Origin of the sequence: Kitasatospora sp. NPDC101235, assembly GCF_044767505.1 — a bacterium.
Lineage (GTDB): Bacteria > Actinomycetota > Actinomycetes > Streptomycetales > Streptomycetaceae > Kitasatospora.
This window is the reverse complement of sequence record NZ_JBIWNZ010000017.1, coordinates 152,747-165,074: the sequence shown is the minus strand read 5'-3', so window position 1 is coordinate 165,074 and position 12,328 is coordinate 152,747. Positions and strand designations below refer to the sequence as shown.

The following is a 12,328-nucleotide window of genomic DNA, read 5'->3' as shown; positions in this document are numbered from 1 at the left end:
GTCGGGAGTCCATACCGGATGACCTTGGGGGGTCAGCGATGAACGCGTCCTCGTCCGCCACTCCGCCGCCGATGTCCTGGCTGTACTGCGGCAACCAGATCAAGCTGTGGCGGACCCGCGCCGGCGTCAGCCGGGAGACCTTGGCGGAGGAGGCCGGGTACAGCCTTGAGAGCCTGCGGTCGATGGAGGCTGGGCGGCGGAAGCCGTCCATGCACCTGTTGCAGGTGGCGGACGACATGTGCGACGCGAAGGGGATCCTGGCAGCCGGAGCGCAGTTCCTGAAGCCGGAGAAGTATCCGTCGTCCGCCGAGGACTATATGAAGTACGAAGCCGAGGCGGTGGCGCTCAACTGGTATGAGAACCACTTCTTTCCGGGTCTGCTGCAGACCGAAGAGACCGTGAGAACGCTCCTCGAATCCCACTGGCCGCCACTCGATGACGAGACGGTCGAAACGCGGGTCGCTGCAAGGTTGGAGCGCCAGGAGATGCTGAAGGTGCAGACCAAAGCCTTCAACTTCCTCATCGAGGAAGGTGTCCTACGACGGCCGCTCACGACCATCGAAGCCCACCACCGCCAGTTGCGCCACGTTCTGTCGGTCGGCGAGGCGCGCCACATCACGGTTCAAGTGGTTCCGTCCCGAGGAATCCACCCTGGCCTGAACGGGCAGTTCATCCTTCTGGAAACAGCCGAACATCAACGACTCGCGTATGAGGAGGGTCAGGCGATGGGAATGCTCCATGCAGACCCCGCCAGGGTGAGCATCCTCAGCCATCGCCATGAAATGATCCTCCGGCAGGCTCTCAGTCCCGAGGCCTCGGCCAAGCTGATCAGTGAGTCGCTGGAGGAGCTATGAACGATGCGTTGACCTGGTTCAAGTCCAGCTACAGCAACACCGAGGGCGGCGCCTGTGTCGAAGTCGCCGTCAGTCACGCCACCGTCCGTGTCCGGGACTCCAAAGACAAGAGCGGCCCCCAGCTCGCCTTCGCTCCCCAGGCTTGGGCCGACTTCGTCGAGTTCGCCCGGAACGCTTCTCCTTCGACCGGCTGACGCCGCCGCCGGCCCGTGCTAGCGTCCCCGGGGCGGCGCAGCGGCGCCGGCCCCGGACGAGACGTGCGCCGTACCCGGCCTGCCAAGACGACGCACTCTGGAGGCGTCATGTCCGCTGCCGGTACTCCCATCGCCCGTCCACTGGATGTGCGATGGATCCACGGTTCCCCGTCCGCGAAGCACAACACCGACCCGGACATCCAGGTCCACGAGTACGACGAGCACACCGTCATCCTGCGCCAGAACAAGGCGGTCCACTACGAGGCGCCGTTCCTGTTCCTGCTGTTCGGGACGGAACGGGCAGTGCTGATCGACACCGGGGCGACCGCCGAGGCCGCGTACTTCCCGCTGCGCGCGACGGTCGACGAGCTGGTGGAGAAGTGGCTCGCCCGCAACCCCCAGCACGGTCGCGACTATCCACTGCTGGTTCTGCACACCCACCCGCACGGCGATCACGTCGCCGGCGACGGTCAGTTCGCCGACCGGCCGGCGACCACCCTAGTCGGTGGGGAACTCGCCACGGCCTGGCCGTACTTCGGATTCGACCGGGACGAGGAGGCGGTGGCCCTGGTCGACCTCGGCGGCGGGCGGGTGCTGAAGTGTCTGGCCACCCCGGGACACCACGAGGCGTCGGTCACCTACTACGACCCGTGGACCGGGTTCCTGCTCACCGGCGACACCGTCTACCCGGGGCGGCTGTACATCAACGACTGGCCGGCCTTCGGGCGGACCATCGAGCGGCTGGTCGCCTTCGCCGAGAGCCACCCGGTGACGCACGTGCTCGGCTGCCACATCGAGATGACCCGCGAGCCGGGCGTCGACTACCCGATCCGCACCACCCACCAGCCCGAGGAGCCCCCGCTCCAGCTCACCCCGGCCCACCTGCACCGGATCCGGGCCGCCGTCGCCGAACTCGGCGACCGTCCGCGCCGCTACCCGCTGGACGACCTGATCCTCTGGCCGCACGATTGAGCCCGCGCAGGCCCGAGGCCGGTCAGCCCCGGTAGGGCACCAGTCGCGCCAGGTCCAGCTCGAAGTCGAACGGCGAGGGAATACGGATCTTCTCGCCGAACTCCCGCTCCGTCCTGGTGTGGTAGCGGTCGCGGTTGGGCTCGGAGAACAGCGTCACCGTCTTCTGCCGAGGGTCCACGATCAGGTACATCGGGAAGCCCATCCGTGGGTAGTCGCGGACCTTCCCGCTCCAGTCGTTGTCGGGGTTGGACGGCGAGACGACCTCGACCGCGATCAGTGCCAGGTCGGCAGGGATCTCGCGGCCCAGCTCGATGACGTCCTCGGGCAGGTAGGTGAGGTCGGGGTTGCGGACGGAGCCGATCTCGGGTGAGGAGAGGTCGCTGTTCCCGGTCGGGAAGTAGCCGGGAGGGCAGTTCGCCTCGAACTGGCGCTGGACGATCGCCAGGTTGAGCTGATGGATCGGCGACGGCGACGCCTGCATGACGATGATGTCGCCCGACAGCTCGGCCTTGAAGCCGTTCGGCAGACTGCGGCGGGCCTCTTCGAGCAGGCGGTGGTGCTCAGAGTTCATGCGCTCTCCTCTGGTGCTTCCGGCACGCTACCGCGGCCCGCGCCGTAGGCCCGGCGGATCGGTGGCGCGTGCGGGAGGGGTGGTCCGGGTGGGGCGTGTGGTGGTGACGGGGTCGGCCGGGTTCGTGGGGTCGTCGGTGGTGCGGCTGCTGCCGGAGGCCGGCCGCACGGTGCCCGATGTGCTGGCCGAAGCAACCGGACGGCACGGCTGGTCCGACGGTCGGATCGACCGTCAGAATGGCAAACATGTCGACTGATCGAACCGGCCGGATCCTCGGAGCCGTTCTCGGGCTCGTGTTCATCCAGACCGGCGCGGGCTACCTACCTGCGGCCGTCGAGGTGTCGCTGCGAATGATCTCGGTGGCCGCGTTCCTCGTGCTGCTCGGGGCTGGCAAGTGGTGGGGCGGCCGGGCGGCCCCGCTGGACCGCAGCGAGGGAAAGCCGAAGACCGTCGTCGGACAGAACATCCAGTACATCGCGAGCGCCGGGGGACTCGCGGTCACCCTTGGGATCACGGTGGTCAACCGGCTCCTGCACACGCCGCTGGCGACCATGCCGTGGATCGCCACCGTGGTGGGCGTCCAACTCTTCATCCCCGCTGCTCTCTGGCGACGTCCCTCGCTGTACGTCCTCGGCGGCGCGATTTCGCTGTTCGGGGTGGTCGGGCTGGTGCTGGCCTTCGGCGGTGCCTCGGAGGCCACCGTCGGTACGGTCGCCGAGGCCGTCCCGGGGGTGCTGCTGCTGGGCTCGGTGTGCTGGTCCGCCCGGCCGCAGAGCGCACCCGGGCGGACCACCACAACAGCCGCCTGAGGTTCAGTCCTCCGAGGGCGGGCCCGGGGCCTCGGCCGGGAGGCGGACGGCCAACAGAGCCCCGGCGGCGACCAGGGCGGCGGTGAGCCCGAGGGCGAGCCGGTACGGCCCGACACCCGAGCCGTCGCCGAGTGCGCCGATCAGCGCCGCCGTGGCGGCGATGCCGAGGGCGCCGCCGAGCGTGCGCAGGATGGTGAACAGGCCCATCGCGCGGCCCATCGCGGGCGGCGGGACGTCGGCGAAGCCGGCGATCTGGACAGTGAGCACGGCGGTGCCGAGGATCAGGCCGACGGCGAACATCAATGCCCTTACTGCCCAAGGGTTTTCGGCGAAGCCGAGGGCGGTGAGGACGAGTGCCGCCAGCAGCAGTCCGGGCAACGCGAGACGGCGCGGGCCAAGGCGGGGCAGCAGTCGGTCCACCACCTGCGAGGCTGCCATCAGGCCGATCGCCTCCGGGAAGACGCTCAGCCCGGCGTCCAGGGCCGAGGCGCCGCGCACCGCCTGGTAGAGCAGCGGCAGCACGAACAGCGCGCCCATCAGCCCCGCCGAGGTCAGCAGGGCGAGCCAACTCGCCGCGCCGAAGGTCCGGTCGGCGAGCAACCGCAGGTCCACCAGCGGTTCGGCGAACCGAAGTTGGTGCCGTACGGCGGCGCCGAGCAGGGCCAGTCCGAGCAGTCCGCCGAGGGCCACGCCCGGGGAGGTCCAGCCGTGCGCCGGGCCGAAGCCGAGGGCGTAGGTGAGCAGTCCGAGGCCGGGGGTGGCGAGCAGGAAGCCGGTGATGTCGAAGCGGCCGGCCGGGGGTTCTTCTTCCGTTCGCAGCGAGACCAGTCCGATCGCCACGGCGGCGACCCCGATCGGCACGTTGACCAGGAACAGCCAGTGCCAGGACAGGTGCTCGGTGAGGAAGCCGCCGAGCGGCGGCCCGAGGGCGGGCATCAGCGCGGTCGGGACGATCAGGATGCGGCCCAGGCCGGCCCGCTCGTGCGGGGCGAAGGCCCGGAACAGCAGGGTCATCCCGACCGGCGTGAGCAGCCCGCCGGCCACGCCCTGGACGGCCCGGGCCGCCGACAACGAGCCCAGGCCGGGCGCCGCCGCGCAGAGCGCGGAGGCGAGGGTGAAGGCGGCGAGCGAGCCGAGGAAGACCCGTTTGACGCCGTACCGGTCGCCGAGCCATCCGGCCACCGGCAGGCCGAGGGCGAGGCCGACCAGGAAGGCGGTCTCCACGGCGTTGGCCGCCTCGACGGGCCGGCCGAAGTCCTCGGCGATGCTGAACAGCGCCGGGTTGACGATGGTCGAGTCCAGGCCGTTCATGCACATCGCGGCCGTGTAGACGACCACCACCGCGGCGCGCCCCGCGAGCAGGGGGCGCGCCGGGGTCTGGACCGCCGGAGGGGTCACAGCGCGGTCCAGTGCGCGGTGATCCACTCCAGGGCGGCCGCTCGCCCGCACGGGCCGTGGGCGATGCTCCAGCCGGCCGGGACGGCGGCGAAGGCGGGCCACAGGGAGTGCTGTCCCTCGGAGTTGACGAGCGCCAGGAACGTACCGTCGGCGTCGAAGGGGTTGGCGGGGGCGTCACTCATGGGAGGACCTCTCCAGGTGGTCGGCGATCACGCTCGCGATGTGCGCGATCGGGGCGGGCAGGGTCATGTCCTTGTGGGAGCAGGCCACGTCGGTGTCGGCGATCCGGCCGGACACGTACGGCGCCCAGAGCCCGGGCACCAGGGCCTCGTCGATGGTGTCGACGGTGGCGCGGAAGAACAGCACGTCGCCGTCGAAGCGGTGGTGGTCGTAGCCGCGCACCAGGTGGTTGGTGTTGAGGTAGATCCGGTTCAGCGCGGCCACGGTGGCCTCGTCGAGTCCGGCGAGCGGGCTGCCCTCCCGGCGCAACAGCGCGGTGACGGCGCCGAGTTCGAGCGGGTGGCCGTCGAGGTCCGCGGGCCCGAATCCGCCCATGGTGAGCAGCGCCTCCAGCGCCTCGGCCTGGTCGGGGACGGGCAGTTCGCGGAAGCCCTCGGCGGGATAGGCGTCCAGGATCGCGAGCAACTCGACGCTCTGGCCGAGCTCCTGGAGCCGGACGGCTACCGCGTGCGCGATGATCCCGCCGGTGGACCAGCCGAGCAGCCGGTACGGGCCTTCGGGCTGGACCTCGCGCAGCCGGTCGGCGTAGTGCGCGGCCAGCTCCTCCAGCGTCGCGGGCAAGGGGAGTTCGGCTGTTGCGGCGCCGACGCCCTGGGCCTGGAGGCCGTAGATCGGCACCTCGTGGGGCAGGTTGCGGATCAGGCCGGTGTAGCACCAGCTGAGGCCGCCGGCCGGGTGGACGGCGAACAGCGGGCGCTGCCGGCCGGGGGCGACGGGCCTCAGCGGGAGCAGCACGTCCAGGGCGTCGGTGTCCGGCGCGCCCGCCGCGAGGGCGGCGTCCAGGGCGGCCACGGTGGGCGTCTGGAACAGTGCGCCGATGCCGACCTCCAGTCCGAGCACCTCGCGGATCCGCCCGGCGAGGCGCACGACCAGCAGCGAGTGCCCGCCGAGCGCGAAGAAGTCGTCCTCGACTCCGATCGCGGCCACGCCCAGCACCTCGGCGAACAGTTCGCACAGCTGCTGCTCGCGCGGGGTGCGCGGCGGGCGGTCGGCGCCCGCCGCGGGGGCCTCGGGGGCGGGCAGGGCGCGCCGGTCGAGCTTGCCGTTGGCGGTCAGCGGGAGGCGATCGAGCAGCACCACGGCGGAGGGCACCATGTGCGCGGGCAGTTCGGCGGCGGCGTGGGTGCGCAGCGCGTCCGGCACGGCGCCGGCGGCCACCGCGTAGCCCACCAGCCGCCTGTCCCCCGGTACGTCCTCCCGGACCACCACCGCGGCGTCGGCGACGGCCGGGTGGGCGGCCAGCACGGCCTCGATCTCGCCGAGTTCGATCCGGAAGCCGCGCAGCTTGACCTGCTGGTCGGCGCGGCCGAAGTACTCCAGCACGCCGTCGGTGCGGCGCCGGGCGAGGTCCCCGGAGCGGTACATCCGGGTGCCGCGCTCGCCGAACAGCTCGGCGTACGGGTCGGCGACGAAGCGGGTGGCGGTCAGCTCGGGACGGCCGAGGTAGCCGCGGGCCAGACCGGCCCCGGCCACGTACATCTCGCCGGTGACGCCGGGCGGGACGGGTTGGAGGTGCCGGTCGAGGACGTAGACCCGCAGGTCGGGGATGTTGACGCCGATGGTGCTGCTGCTCCCGGCGGCGGCGCTCGCCCGGTCGAGGGCGATGTACGAGACGTGCACGGTGGTCTCGGTGATGCCGTACATGTTGACCAGCGTGGGCGCGTCCTCGGCGTGCCGGTCGTACCAGTCGTCCAGCCGGGCGAGTTCGAGCGCCTCGCCGCCGAACACCACGTAGCGCAGGGAGAGTTCACTGCCGGGGTGGTCCCGGTCGGCGGCGCTGAGCTGGTAGAAGGCGGACGGCGTCTGGTTGAGCACGGTGACCCGCTCGCGGGCGAGCAGGTCCAGGAAGGCCGCCGGGTCGCGGCTGACCAGGTGCGGGACGACGACCAGCCGGCCGCCGTGCAGCAGGGCGCCCCACAGCTCCCAGACCGAGAAGTCGAAGGCGTAGGAGTGGAACAGCGTCCACACGTCCTCGGCGCCGAAGCCGAACCAGTGGTGGGTCGCGCCGAACAGCCGGACCACGTTGTGGTGGGTGACCGGCACGCCCTTGGGCCGGCCGGTGGAGCCGGAGGTGTAGATGACGTACGCGGTGTCCTCGGCGCTCAGCGGGCGGGTGCGCTCGTGCTGGGCCAGCGGGACGGCCGGGTGGCGCTCGGACTCCGGCCCGTCGACCAGGAGTCGGCGCACCTCGTGGGCGGGCAGCCGGGGCGCGGTGGCACGGTCGGTGAGCAGGGCCGCGGGGGCGGCGTCGGCCAGCATGTAGGCGAGGCGGTCGGCCGGGTAGTCGGGATCGAGCGGCAGGTACGCGGCGCCGGACTTGGCCACCGCCAGCAGGGCGACGACGAGTTCGAGCGAACGCGGCAGCGCGAGCGCGACGACGGTGCCGGGGCCGATGCCCTCGGCGGCCAGCAGCCGGGCCAGCCGGTCGGCCCGGGCGGCGAGTTCGGTGTAGTCGAGCTGCTCGTCCTGGTGACTGACCGCGATCGCGTGCGGGTTGGCGGCGGCGGCCGCCTCGAACAGCTCGGGCAGCGTCACGCTCGACTCGGAGGCGACGGGGGCGCCGTTCCACTCGACCAGGGCGCGCAGCCGCTCCTCCTCGCTGACCAGCGGCAGCCGGCCGATCGGGGTGTCGGGGGCGCTCGCGGCGGCGGTGAGCAGCCGGGTCAGGCGCTCCCCGAGGGCGGCCACGGTGGCGGCGTCGAACAGGTCGGTGCGGTACTCCAGGAAGCCGCCGATGCCGCCGCCGGGCAGCTCGCCGGCGTTGAGGGTGAGGTCGAACTTGGCGGTTCCGCTGGGGATCGCGGCGATCTCGGCGGTGAGGCCTCCGCCCAGGGCGATCCGCTCGTCCGGGCGGCTCTGCCAGGCGAGCATCACCTGGAACAGCGGGTGGCGGGCGAGCGAGCGGGCCGGGTTGAGTTCCTCGACCAGGCGGTCGAAGGGCAGGTCGGCGTGCTCGTGCGCGGCGAGCACGGTGGCGCGGACCCGGGCCAGCAGTTCGCGGAAGGTCGGGTCGCCGGAGGTGTCGGTGCGCAGCACCACCGAGTTGACGAAGTAGCCGACCAGGGCGGCGGTCTCCTCGTCGTCGCGGCCGGCCACCGGGGTGCCGACCGGGATGTCGGTGCCGGCGCCGTGCCGGGTGAGCAGGGCGGCGAGACCGGCCTGGACGGCCATGAAGACGGTGCTGTCCGCGGCCCGGGCGAGCCCGGCCAGGGCGGTGTGCGCCTCGGCGCCGAGGGCGAAGGGCACGGTGGCGCCCTGATGGCCCGCGACGGCCGGGCGGGGGCGGTCGAGGGGCAGCTCCAGCTGGTCGGGCAGTCCGACGAGCGCAGCACGCCAGTGCTCCGTCTGCCGGACGGCGAGCGGGCTGGGCGCGTCGGCGGTGCCGAGCCGCTCCCGCTGCCAGGCCGCGTGGTCGGCGAACTGGAGGGCATGCTGCGGCAGTTCGGGTTCCCGTCCGGCGGTCCTGGCGGTGTGGGCGGCGGCCAGGTCGCGCAGCAGCGGGGTGGTGGAGGCGCCGTCGCTCGCGATGTGGTGGAGCAGCAGGAGCAGGGTGTGCTGCTCCGCGCCGTCGGCGGGCCCTGCGGAGGATGCGGCGGGCCCGGCGATCCCGGTGAACAGTGTGGCGCGCAGCGGCGGTTCGGCGGCCAGGTCGAAGGCGTACCGGACAGCCTCGGCCAACTCGCCGGTCCCGTCGTGCAGTTCGACGGCCGACGGCGGCAGGATGCGCTGGTACGGAGTGCCGTCCGGTTCCTCCCCGTAGACGGTGCGCAGGACTTCGTGCCGGGCGACGAGGTCGCCGAGCGCGAGGGTGAGGGCGCGCCGGTCGAGCGGGCCGGTGAGGGTGAGCGCCAGCGGGATGTTGTAGGTGGGGCTGGGGCCTTCGAGGCGGTGCAGGAACCAGAGGCCGCGCTGGGCGGGCGAGAGCGGCATCCGCTCGGTGCGCGGTACCGGCACCGGGGCCGAGCGGCGCTCCTCGGCCTCCGCGGCCTCACCGCGGTCCGCACCGAGCAGGGCGGCGAGGCCCGCCGGGGTCGGCTGCCGGAACACGTCGGCGAAGCCGACCGGGGCGGCAAAGGTGTCGCGCAGCCGGGCGGCCAGGCGTCCGGCGAGCAGCGAGTGGCCGCCGAGGTCGAAGAAGGAGGCGTCCCGGCCGGGCGCCTGCGGCAGGCCGAGGACCTCGGCGAACAGGCCGCACACCAGCTCCTCCCGGGGCGTGGCCGCCGCCGTGCCTTCGGTGGCGACGGCCGGCTCGGGCAGGGCGCGGTGGTCGAGCTTGTCGTGGGCGGTGCGCGGCAGTTCGTCCAGCAGCAGGACGGCCGCCGGGACCATGTGCGAGGGCAGCCGGGCGGCGAGCGCGGCGCGCAGCCCGTCCGGGTCCGGCGCGCTGCCGCTCTCCGGGACGGCGTAGCCGAGCAGGCGCTTGCCCTGCGGGCCGGGGCGGGCGATCACCACGGCCTGGGCGACGCCGGGCAGTTCGGCGAGCACGGCGGCGATCTCGCCGGGTTCGACCCGGAAGCCGCGGATCTTCACCTGGTCGTCGGCCCGGCCGAGGAACTCCAGCACGCCGTCGGTGCGGCGCCGGGCGAGGTCGCCGGTGCGGTACATCCGGTCGCCGGGCGGGCCGAACGGGTCGGCGAGGAAGCGCTCGGCGGTGAGGTCGGGGCGGCCGAGGTAGCCGCGGGCCAGGCAGGCGCCGGCCACGTACAGCTCGCCGGTGACGCCGTCGGGCGCGGGGCGCAGCGAGCCGTCCAGGACGTAGGCGCGGGAGCCGCGCACCACCCGGCCGTGCGGGGCGCCGTCCGGGCCCGGGGTCCAGGCGTAGGCGTCGACGGTGGTCTCGGTCGGGCCGTAGAGGTCGACCGGGTGCAGGCCGGGGACGGCGGTCAGGCGCTGCCAGAGTGCGGGCGGGGTGGCCTCGCCGCCGACCACGAGGACGGACGGGCGGTGCCGGCCCTCGTCCAGGATGCCTTCGGCGAGCAGGACTTCGAGGTAGGAGGGGGTCAGATCGAGGTAGTCGATGCGCTCGCGGTCGAGGTGGGCGGCGAGTGCGGCCGGGTCGCGGTAGGTGGCGTCGTCCAGCAGGTGGAGCTCGTGGCCGTGGACCATCCAGAGCACCGGGTCCCAGGAGGCGTCGAAGGCGAACGAGGCACTGTGGGCGACGCGCAGCCGGTCCCGGCCGGTGCGGCGCACGGCGGGGCCGATGTGGTCCTCGCCGAGGCCGGCGTGCAGGTTGGCCAGCGAGGCGTGGGTGACCACCACGCCCTTGGGGCGGCCGGTGGAGCCCGAGGTGTGCAACACGTAGGCGGGCTGGTGCAGTTGGGGTGCGGGCGGGGCGGCATGGGGCTCACCGGCGGCTTCGGGCCGGCCGTCGGCCTGCTCCGGCCGGACGGTGGGCAGGCCGGCGGGCAGGTCGAGCCCGGCGAGGGCCTCGGCGGTGCCGATCGCACAGACCGGGCGGGCGTCGGCCAGCACGGCGGCCAGGCGCTGCGCCGGGTGGGCGAGGTCGAGGCAGACGCAGGCGCCGCCCGCCTTGAGGACCGCGAGCATCGCGACCAGGGTGTCGGTGCCGCGCGGCAGGGCAATCGCGACCGGTACGCCGGCCCGGACGCCGAGGGCGGTCAGCCGGTGGGCGAGCCGGTCGGCGGCGGCGTCGAGCTGCCGGTAGGTCAGCGCGGCCGGGCCGCAGCGGACGGCGACGGCGTCCGGGGTGCGGGCGGCCTGGGCGGCGAACAGCTCGGGCACGGTCCGCTCGACCGGGGGCTCGGTACGGCCTTCGGTGGCGTGGCGCAGGCCGTCCGGGTCGAGCAGGTCGATCCGGGCGATCGGCGTCCGCGCGTCGGTGAGCAGCAGGTCGGCCAAGGCGTCGAGGTAGCGCAGCAGGCCGTCGCGGTGGGCGGCCAGGGAGGCGGCGCCGTGGCGGGCCGGGTCGGCGTCGATGACCAGGCGCAGCGCGCCGTCCGGGCCGGGCGAGACGTTCAGGGCCAGGTCGTCGACCGGGCCGGCGGCGAGGTTGCGGACGGTGCCGGGCAGGCCGGCCAGGTCGAGGTCGCTCTCGAAGGCCTTGATGTTGACCATCGGGCCGAACAGGGCGCGGCGGTCGCCGGTGCGGGCGAGGTCGCGGCGCAGGTCCTCCAGCGGGTAGCGCTGGTGGCGGCGGACGGCGCGCAGCTCGCGGACCACGGCGCGCAGCAGTTCCCCGGCGCTGTCGGCGGGGCGGACGGCGAGGCGCAGCGGGAGCACGTTGGCGGCGGCGACGGGGGTGCGCAGGGCGGCCGGGCCGCGGCGGTTGGCGAGCGGCAGGCCGAGGACGACGTCCTGGGTTCCGGTCAGGCGGTGCAGGTAGCCGGCCGCGGCGGCGAGGAGCAGCTCGGCCCAGGTGGCGCGGACGGCGCCGGCGGCGCGCTCCAGGCGGTCGCGGGTGCCGGCGGGCAGGTCCGCGGTGAGGCGGATCGGTTCGCCGGACGCGGCGTCGGTGGCGCCGTTGTCGCCGTTGTCGCCGGCGACGGGCTCGGGGGTGCCCGGGAGGGTCGCCGGGGTGTCGGCGCCGGCCATCCGGGCGGACCAGTGGGCGCGGTCGGCCTCGTACTCCGCGCTCCCGCGGTACGCGGCCTCCTCGGCGGCGGCCTCGGCGAGTCCGGCGAAGGGGCTCGGGGCGGGTTCGGCACCGGTGGTACGGGCGGTGTAGAGGGCGGCGACCCGATCGCCGAGGAGGGTCAACGCGTAGGCGTCGACGGCGAGGTGGTGGATGCAGCGGTACCAGATCCAGCGACCCTCGGTGAGCCGGATGAGCGCATGGGTGAACAGCGGGCCCTCGGCAAGGTCGGCCGGGCGGGCGAGGTCGGCGCGCATCCAGGCCTCGGCCTCGGCGGCCGGGTCGGCGGCGGCGCGCAGGTCGAGGCGGTGCAGCGGCCAGCTGCGGCCGGGGCGCAGCCGCTGGCGGGGCGTGCCGTCCGGGCCGGTGACGACGACGGCGCCCAGCGCCTGCGCCTCGTCCACCGCCTGCCGCAGTGCCTGCTCGAACCGGTCCTCGTCGAGCGGGCCGGTGATCTCGACGGCGTCACCGGTGTTGTAGACCGGGCTCGCGGGGTCGAGGGCCTGGGCGTACCAGATGGCGGCCTGGGCGGCGAGCAGGGGGATGTCGGCGGTCTGGCTGTCGGCGATCTGGGTTTCGACGGCAGGCATGGGGTGGAGAGCTCCTCGGGGATCCGGAACGCCTTACTTAGGTTAGCCTAATCTAACTTCATATGATCTGGTCAACGGCCCCGCAGGGCCGGGACCCTGACAATCCGG

At 73.7% G+C, this 12,328-nt stretch carries 9 protein-coding genes and 1 riboswitch; of the genes, 5 read left to right on the top strand and 4 right to left on the bottom strand.

The genetic code is table 11. The features are described from left to right. The first annotated feature begins 71 nt into the window (after nucleotides 1–71). The 3 genes from ACIRRH_RS26700 (at nucleotide 72) to ACIRRH_RS26690 (ending at nucleotide 2,020) form a co-directional block, all read left to right on the top strand. The gene (locus ACIRRH_RS26700; RefSeq protein ID WP_403072241.1) at nucleotides 72–854 is read left to right on the top strand and encodes a Scr1 family TA system antitoxin-like transcriptional regulator; all 783 of its coding nucleotides are present in this window, start codon (nucleotides 72–74) and stop codon (nucleotides 852–854) included. Continuing rightward, a complete protein-coding gene (locus tag ACIRRH_RS26695; RefSeq protein WP_403072238.1) occupies nucleotides 851–1,048 on the top strand; it encodes a DUF397 domain-containing protein in 198 nt (65 codons plus the stop codon). The genes ACIRRH_RS26700 and ACIRRH_RS26695 overlap by 4 nt, the downstream gene beginning before the upstream one ends. Before the next feature lie 29 nt (nucleotides 1,049–1,077). Continuing rightward, a riboswitch (guanidine-III (ykkC-III) riboswitch) is annotated at nucleotides 1,078–1,145 on the top strand. Between the two features lie 11 nt (nucleotides 1,146–1,156). Then, complete coding sequence (locus ACIRRH_RS26690; protein WP_403072235.1) at nucleotides 1,157–2,020, top strand: MBL fold metallo-hydrolase; 864 nt, start codon at nucleotides 1,157–1,159, stop codon at nucleotides 2,018–2,020. 22 nt (nucleotides 2,021–2,042) lie between these two features. Here ACIRRH_RS26690 and ACIRRH_RS26685 read toward each other — a convergent pair whose 3' ends face one another. Further along, entirely contained in the window at nucleotides 2,043–2,591 is a 549-nt protein-coding gene (locus tag ACIRRH_RS26685) for a Uma2 family endonuclease (RefSeq protein WP_403072232.1), read from the bottom strand. Between the two features lie 88 nt (nucleotides 2,592–2,679). Between ACIRRH_RS26685 and ACIRRH_RS26680 the strand changes: the two genes are divergently transcribed. Together ACIRRH_RS26680 and ACIRRH_RS26675 are read left to right on the top strand one after the other, a co-directional pair. Then, nucleotides 2,680–2,847, top strand: coding sequence for a hypothetical protein (locus tag ACIRRH_RS26680; RefSeq protein ID WP_403072229.1), 168 nt, complete (start codon nucleotides 2,680–2,682; stop codon nucleotides 2,845–2,847). After that, nucleotides 2,837–3,400, top strand: coding sequence for a hypothetical protein (locus ACIRRH_RS26675; RefSeq protein WP_403072226.1), 564 nt, complete (start codon nucleotides 2,837–2,839; stop codon nucleotides 3,398–3,400). Before ACIRRH_RS26680 ends, ACIRRH_RS26675 begins: the two co-directional genes overlap by 11 nt. A gap of 3 nt (nucleotides 3,401–3,403) precedes the next feature. On the opposite strand, the gene ACIRRH_RS26670 is transcribed toward ACIRRH_RS26675, so the two are convergent. Genes ACIRRH_RS26670 through ACIRRH_RS26660 form a run of 3 tightly spaced genes read right to left on the bottom strand, consistent with a single transcriptional unit; the run spans nucleotide 3,404 to nucleotide 12,220 of the window. Then, on the bottom strand, nucleotides 3,404–4,798 hold the full coding sequence (locus ACIRRH_RS26670) for a DHA2 family efflux MFS transporter permease subunit (protein WP_403072223.1): 1,395 nt from the start codon (nucleotides 4,796–4,798) through the stop codon (nucleotides 3,404–3,406). Continuing rightward, nucleotides 4,795–4,980, bottom strand: a complete 186-nt coding sequence (locus tag ACIRRH_RS26665; RefSeq protein WP_403072220.1) for an MbtH family protein — start codon at nucleotides 4,978–4,980, stop codon at nucleotides 4,795–4,797. Before ACIRRH_RS26665 ends, ACIRRH_RS26670 begins: the two co-directional genes overlap by 4 nt. Beyond that, on the bottom strand, nucleotides 4,973–12,220 hold the full coding sequence (locus ACIRRH_RS26660; RefSeq protein ID WP_403072218.1) for an amino acid adenylation domain-containing protein: 7,248 nt from the start codon (nucleotides 12,218–12,220) through the stop codon (nucleotides 4,973–4,975). Before ACIRRH_RS26660 ends, ACIRRH_RS26665 begins: the two co-directional genes overlap by 8 nt. Between the last annotated feature and the right edge of the window lie 108 nt (nucleotides 12,221–12,328).

Excerpts from the sequence above, each read along its gene's own strand:
- ACIRRH_RS26700 (WP_403072241.1), top strand. The coding sequence starts at position 72 with ATGTCCTGGCTGTACTGCGGCAACCAGATCAAGCTGTGGCGGACCCGC.
- ACIRRH_RS26660 (WP_403072218.1), bottom strand. The coding sequence starts at position 12,220 with ATGCCTGCCGTCGAAACCCAGATCGCCGACAGCCAGACCGCCGACATC.
- ACIRRH_RS26665 (WP_403072220.1), bottom strand. The coding sequence starts at position 4,980 with ATGAGTGACGCCCCCGCCAACCCCTTCGACGCCGACGGTACGTTCCTG.
- ACIRRH_RS26675 (WP_403072226.1), top strand. The coding sequence starts at position 2,837 with ATGTCGACTGATCGAACCGGCCGGATCCTCGGAGCCGTTCTCGGGCTC.
- ACIRRH_RS26695 (WP_403072238.1), top strand. The coding sequence starts at position 851 with ATGAACGATGCGTTGACCTGGTTCAAGTCCAGCTACAGCAACACCGAG.
- ACIRRH_RS26690 (WP_403072235.1), top strand. The coding sequence starts at position 1,157 with ATGTCCGCTGCCGGTACTCCCATCGCCCGTCCACTGGATGTGCGATGG.
- ACIRRH_RS26685 (WP_403072232.1), bottom strand. The coding sequence starts at position 2,591 with ATGAACTCTGAGCACCACCGCCTGCTCGAAGAGGCCCGCCGCAGTCTG.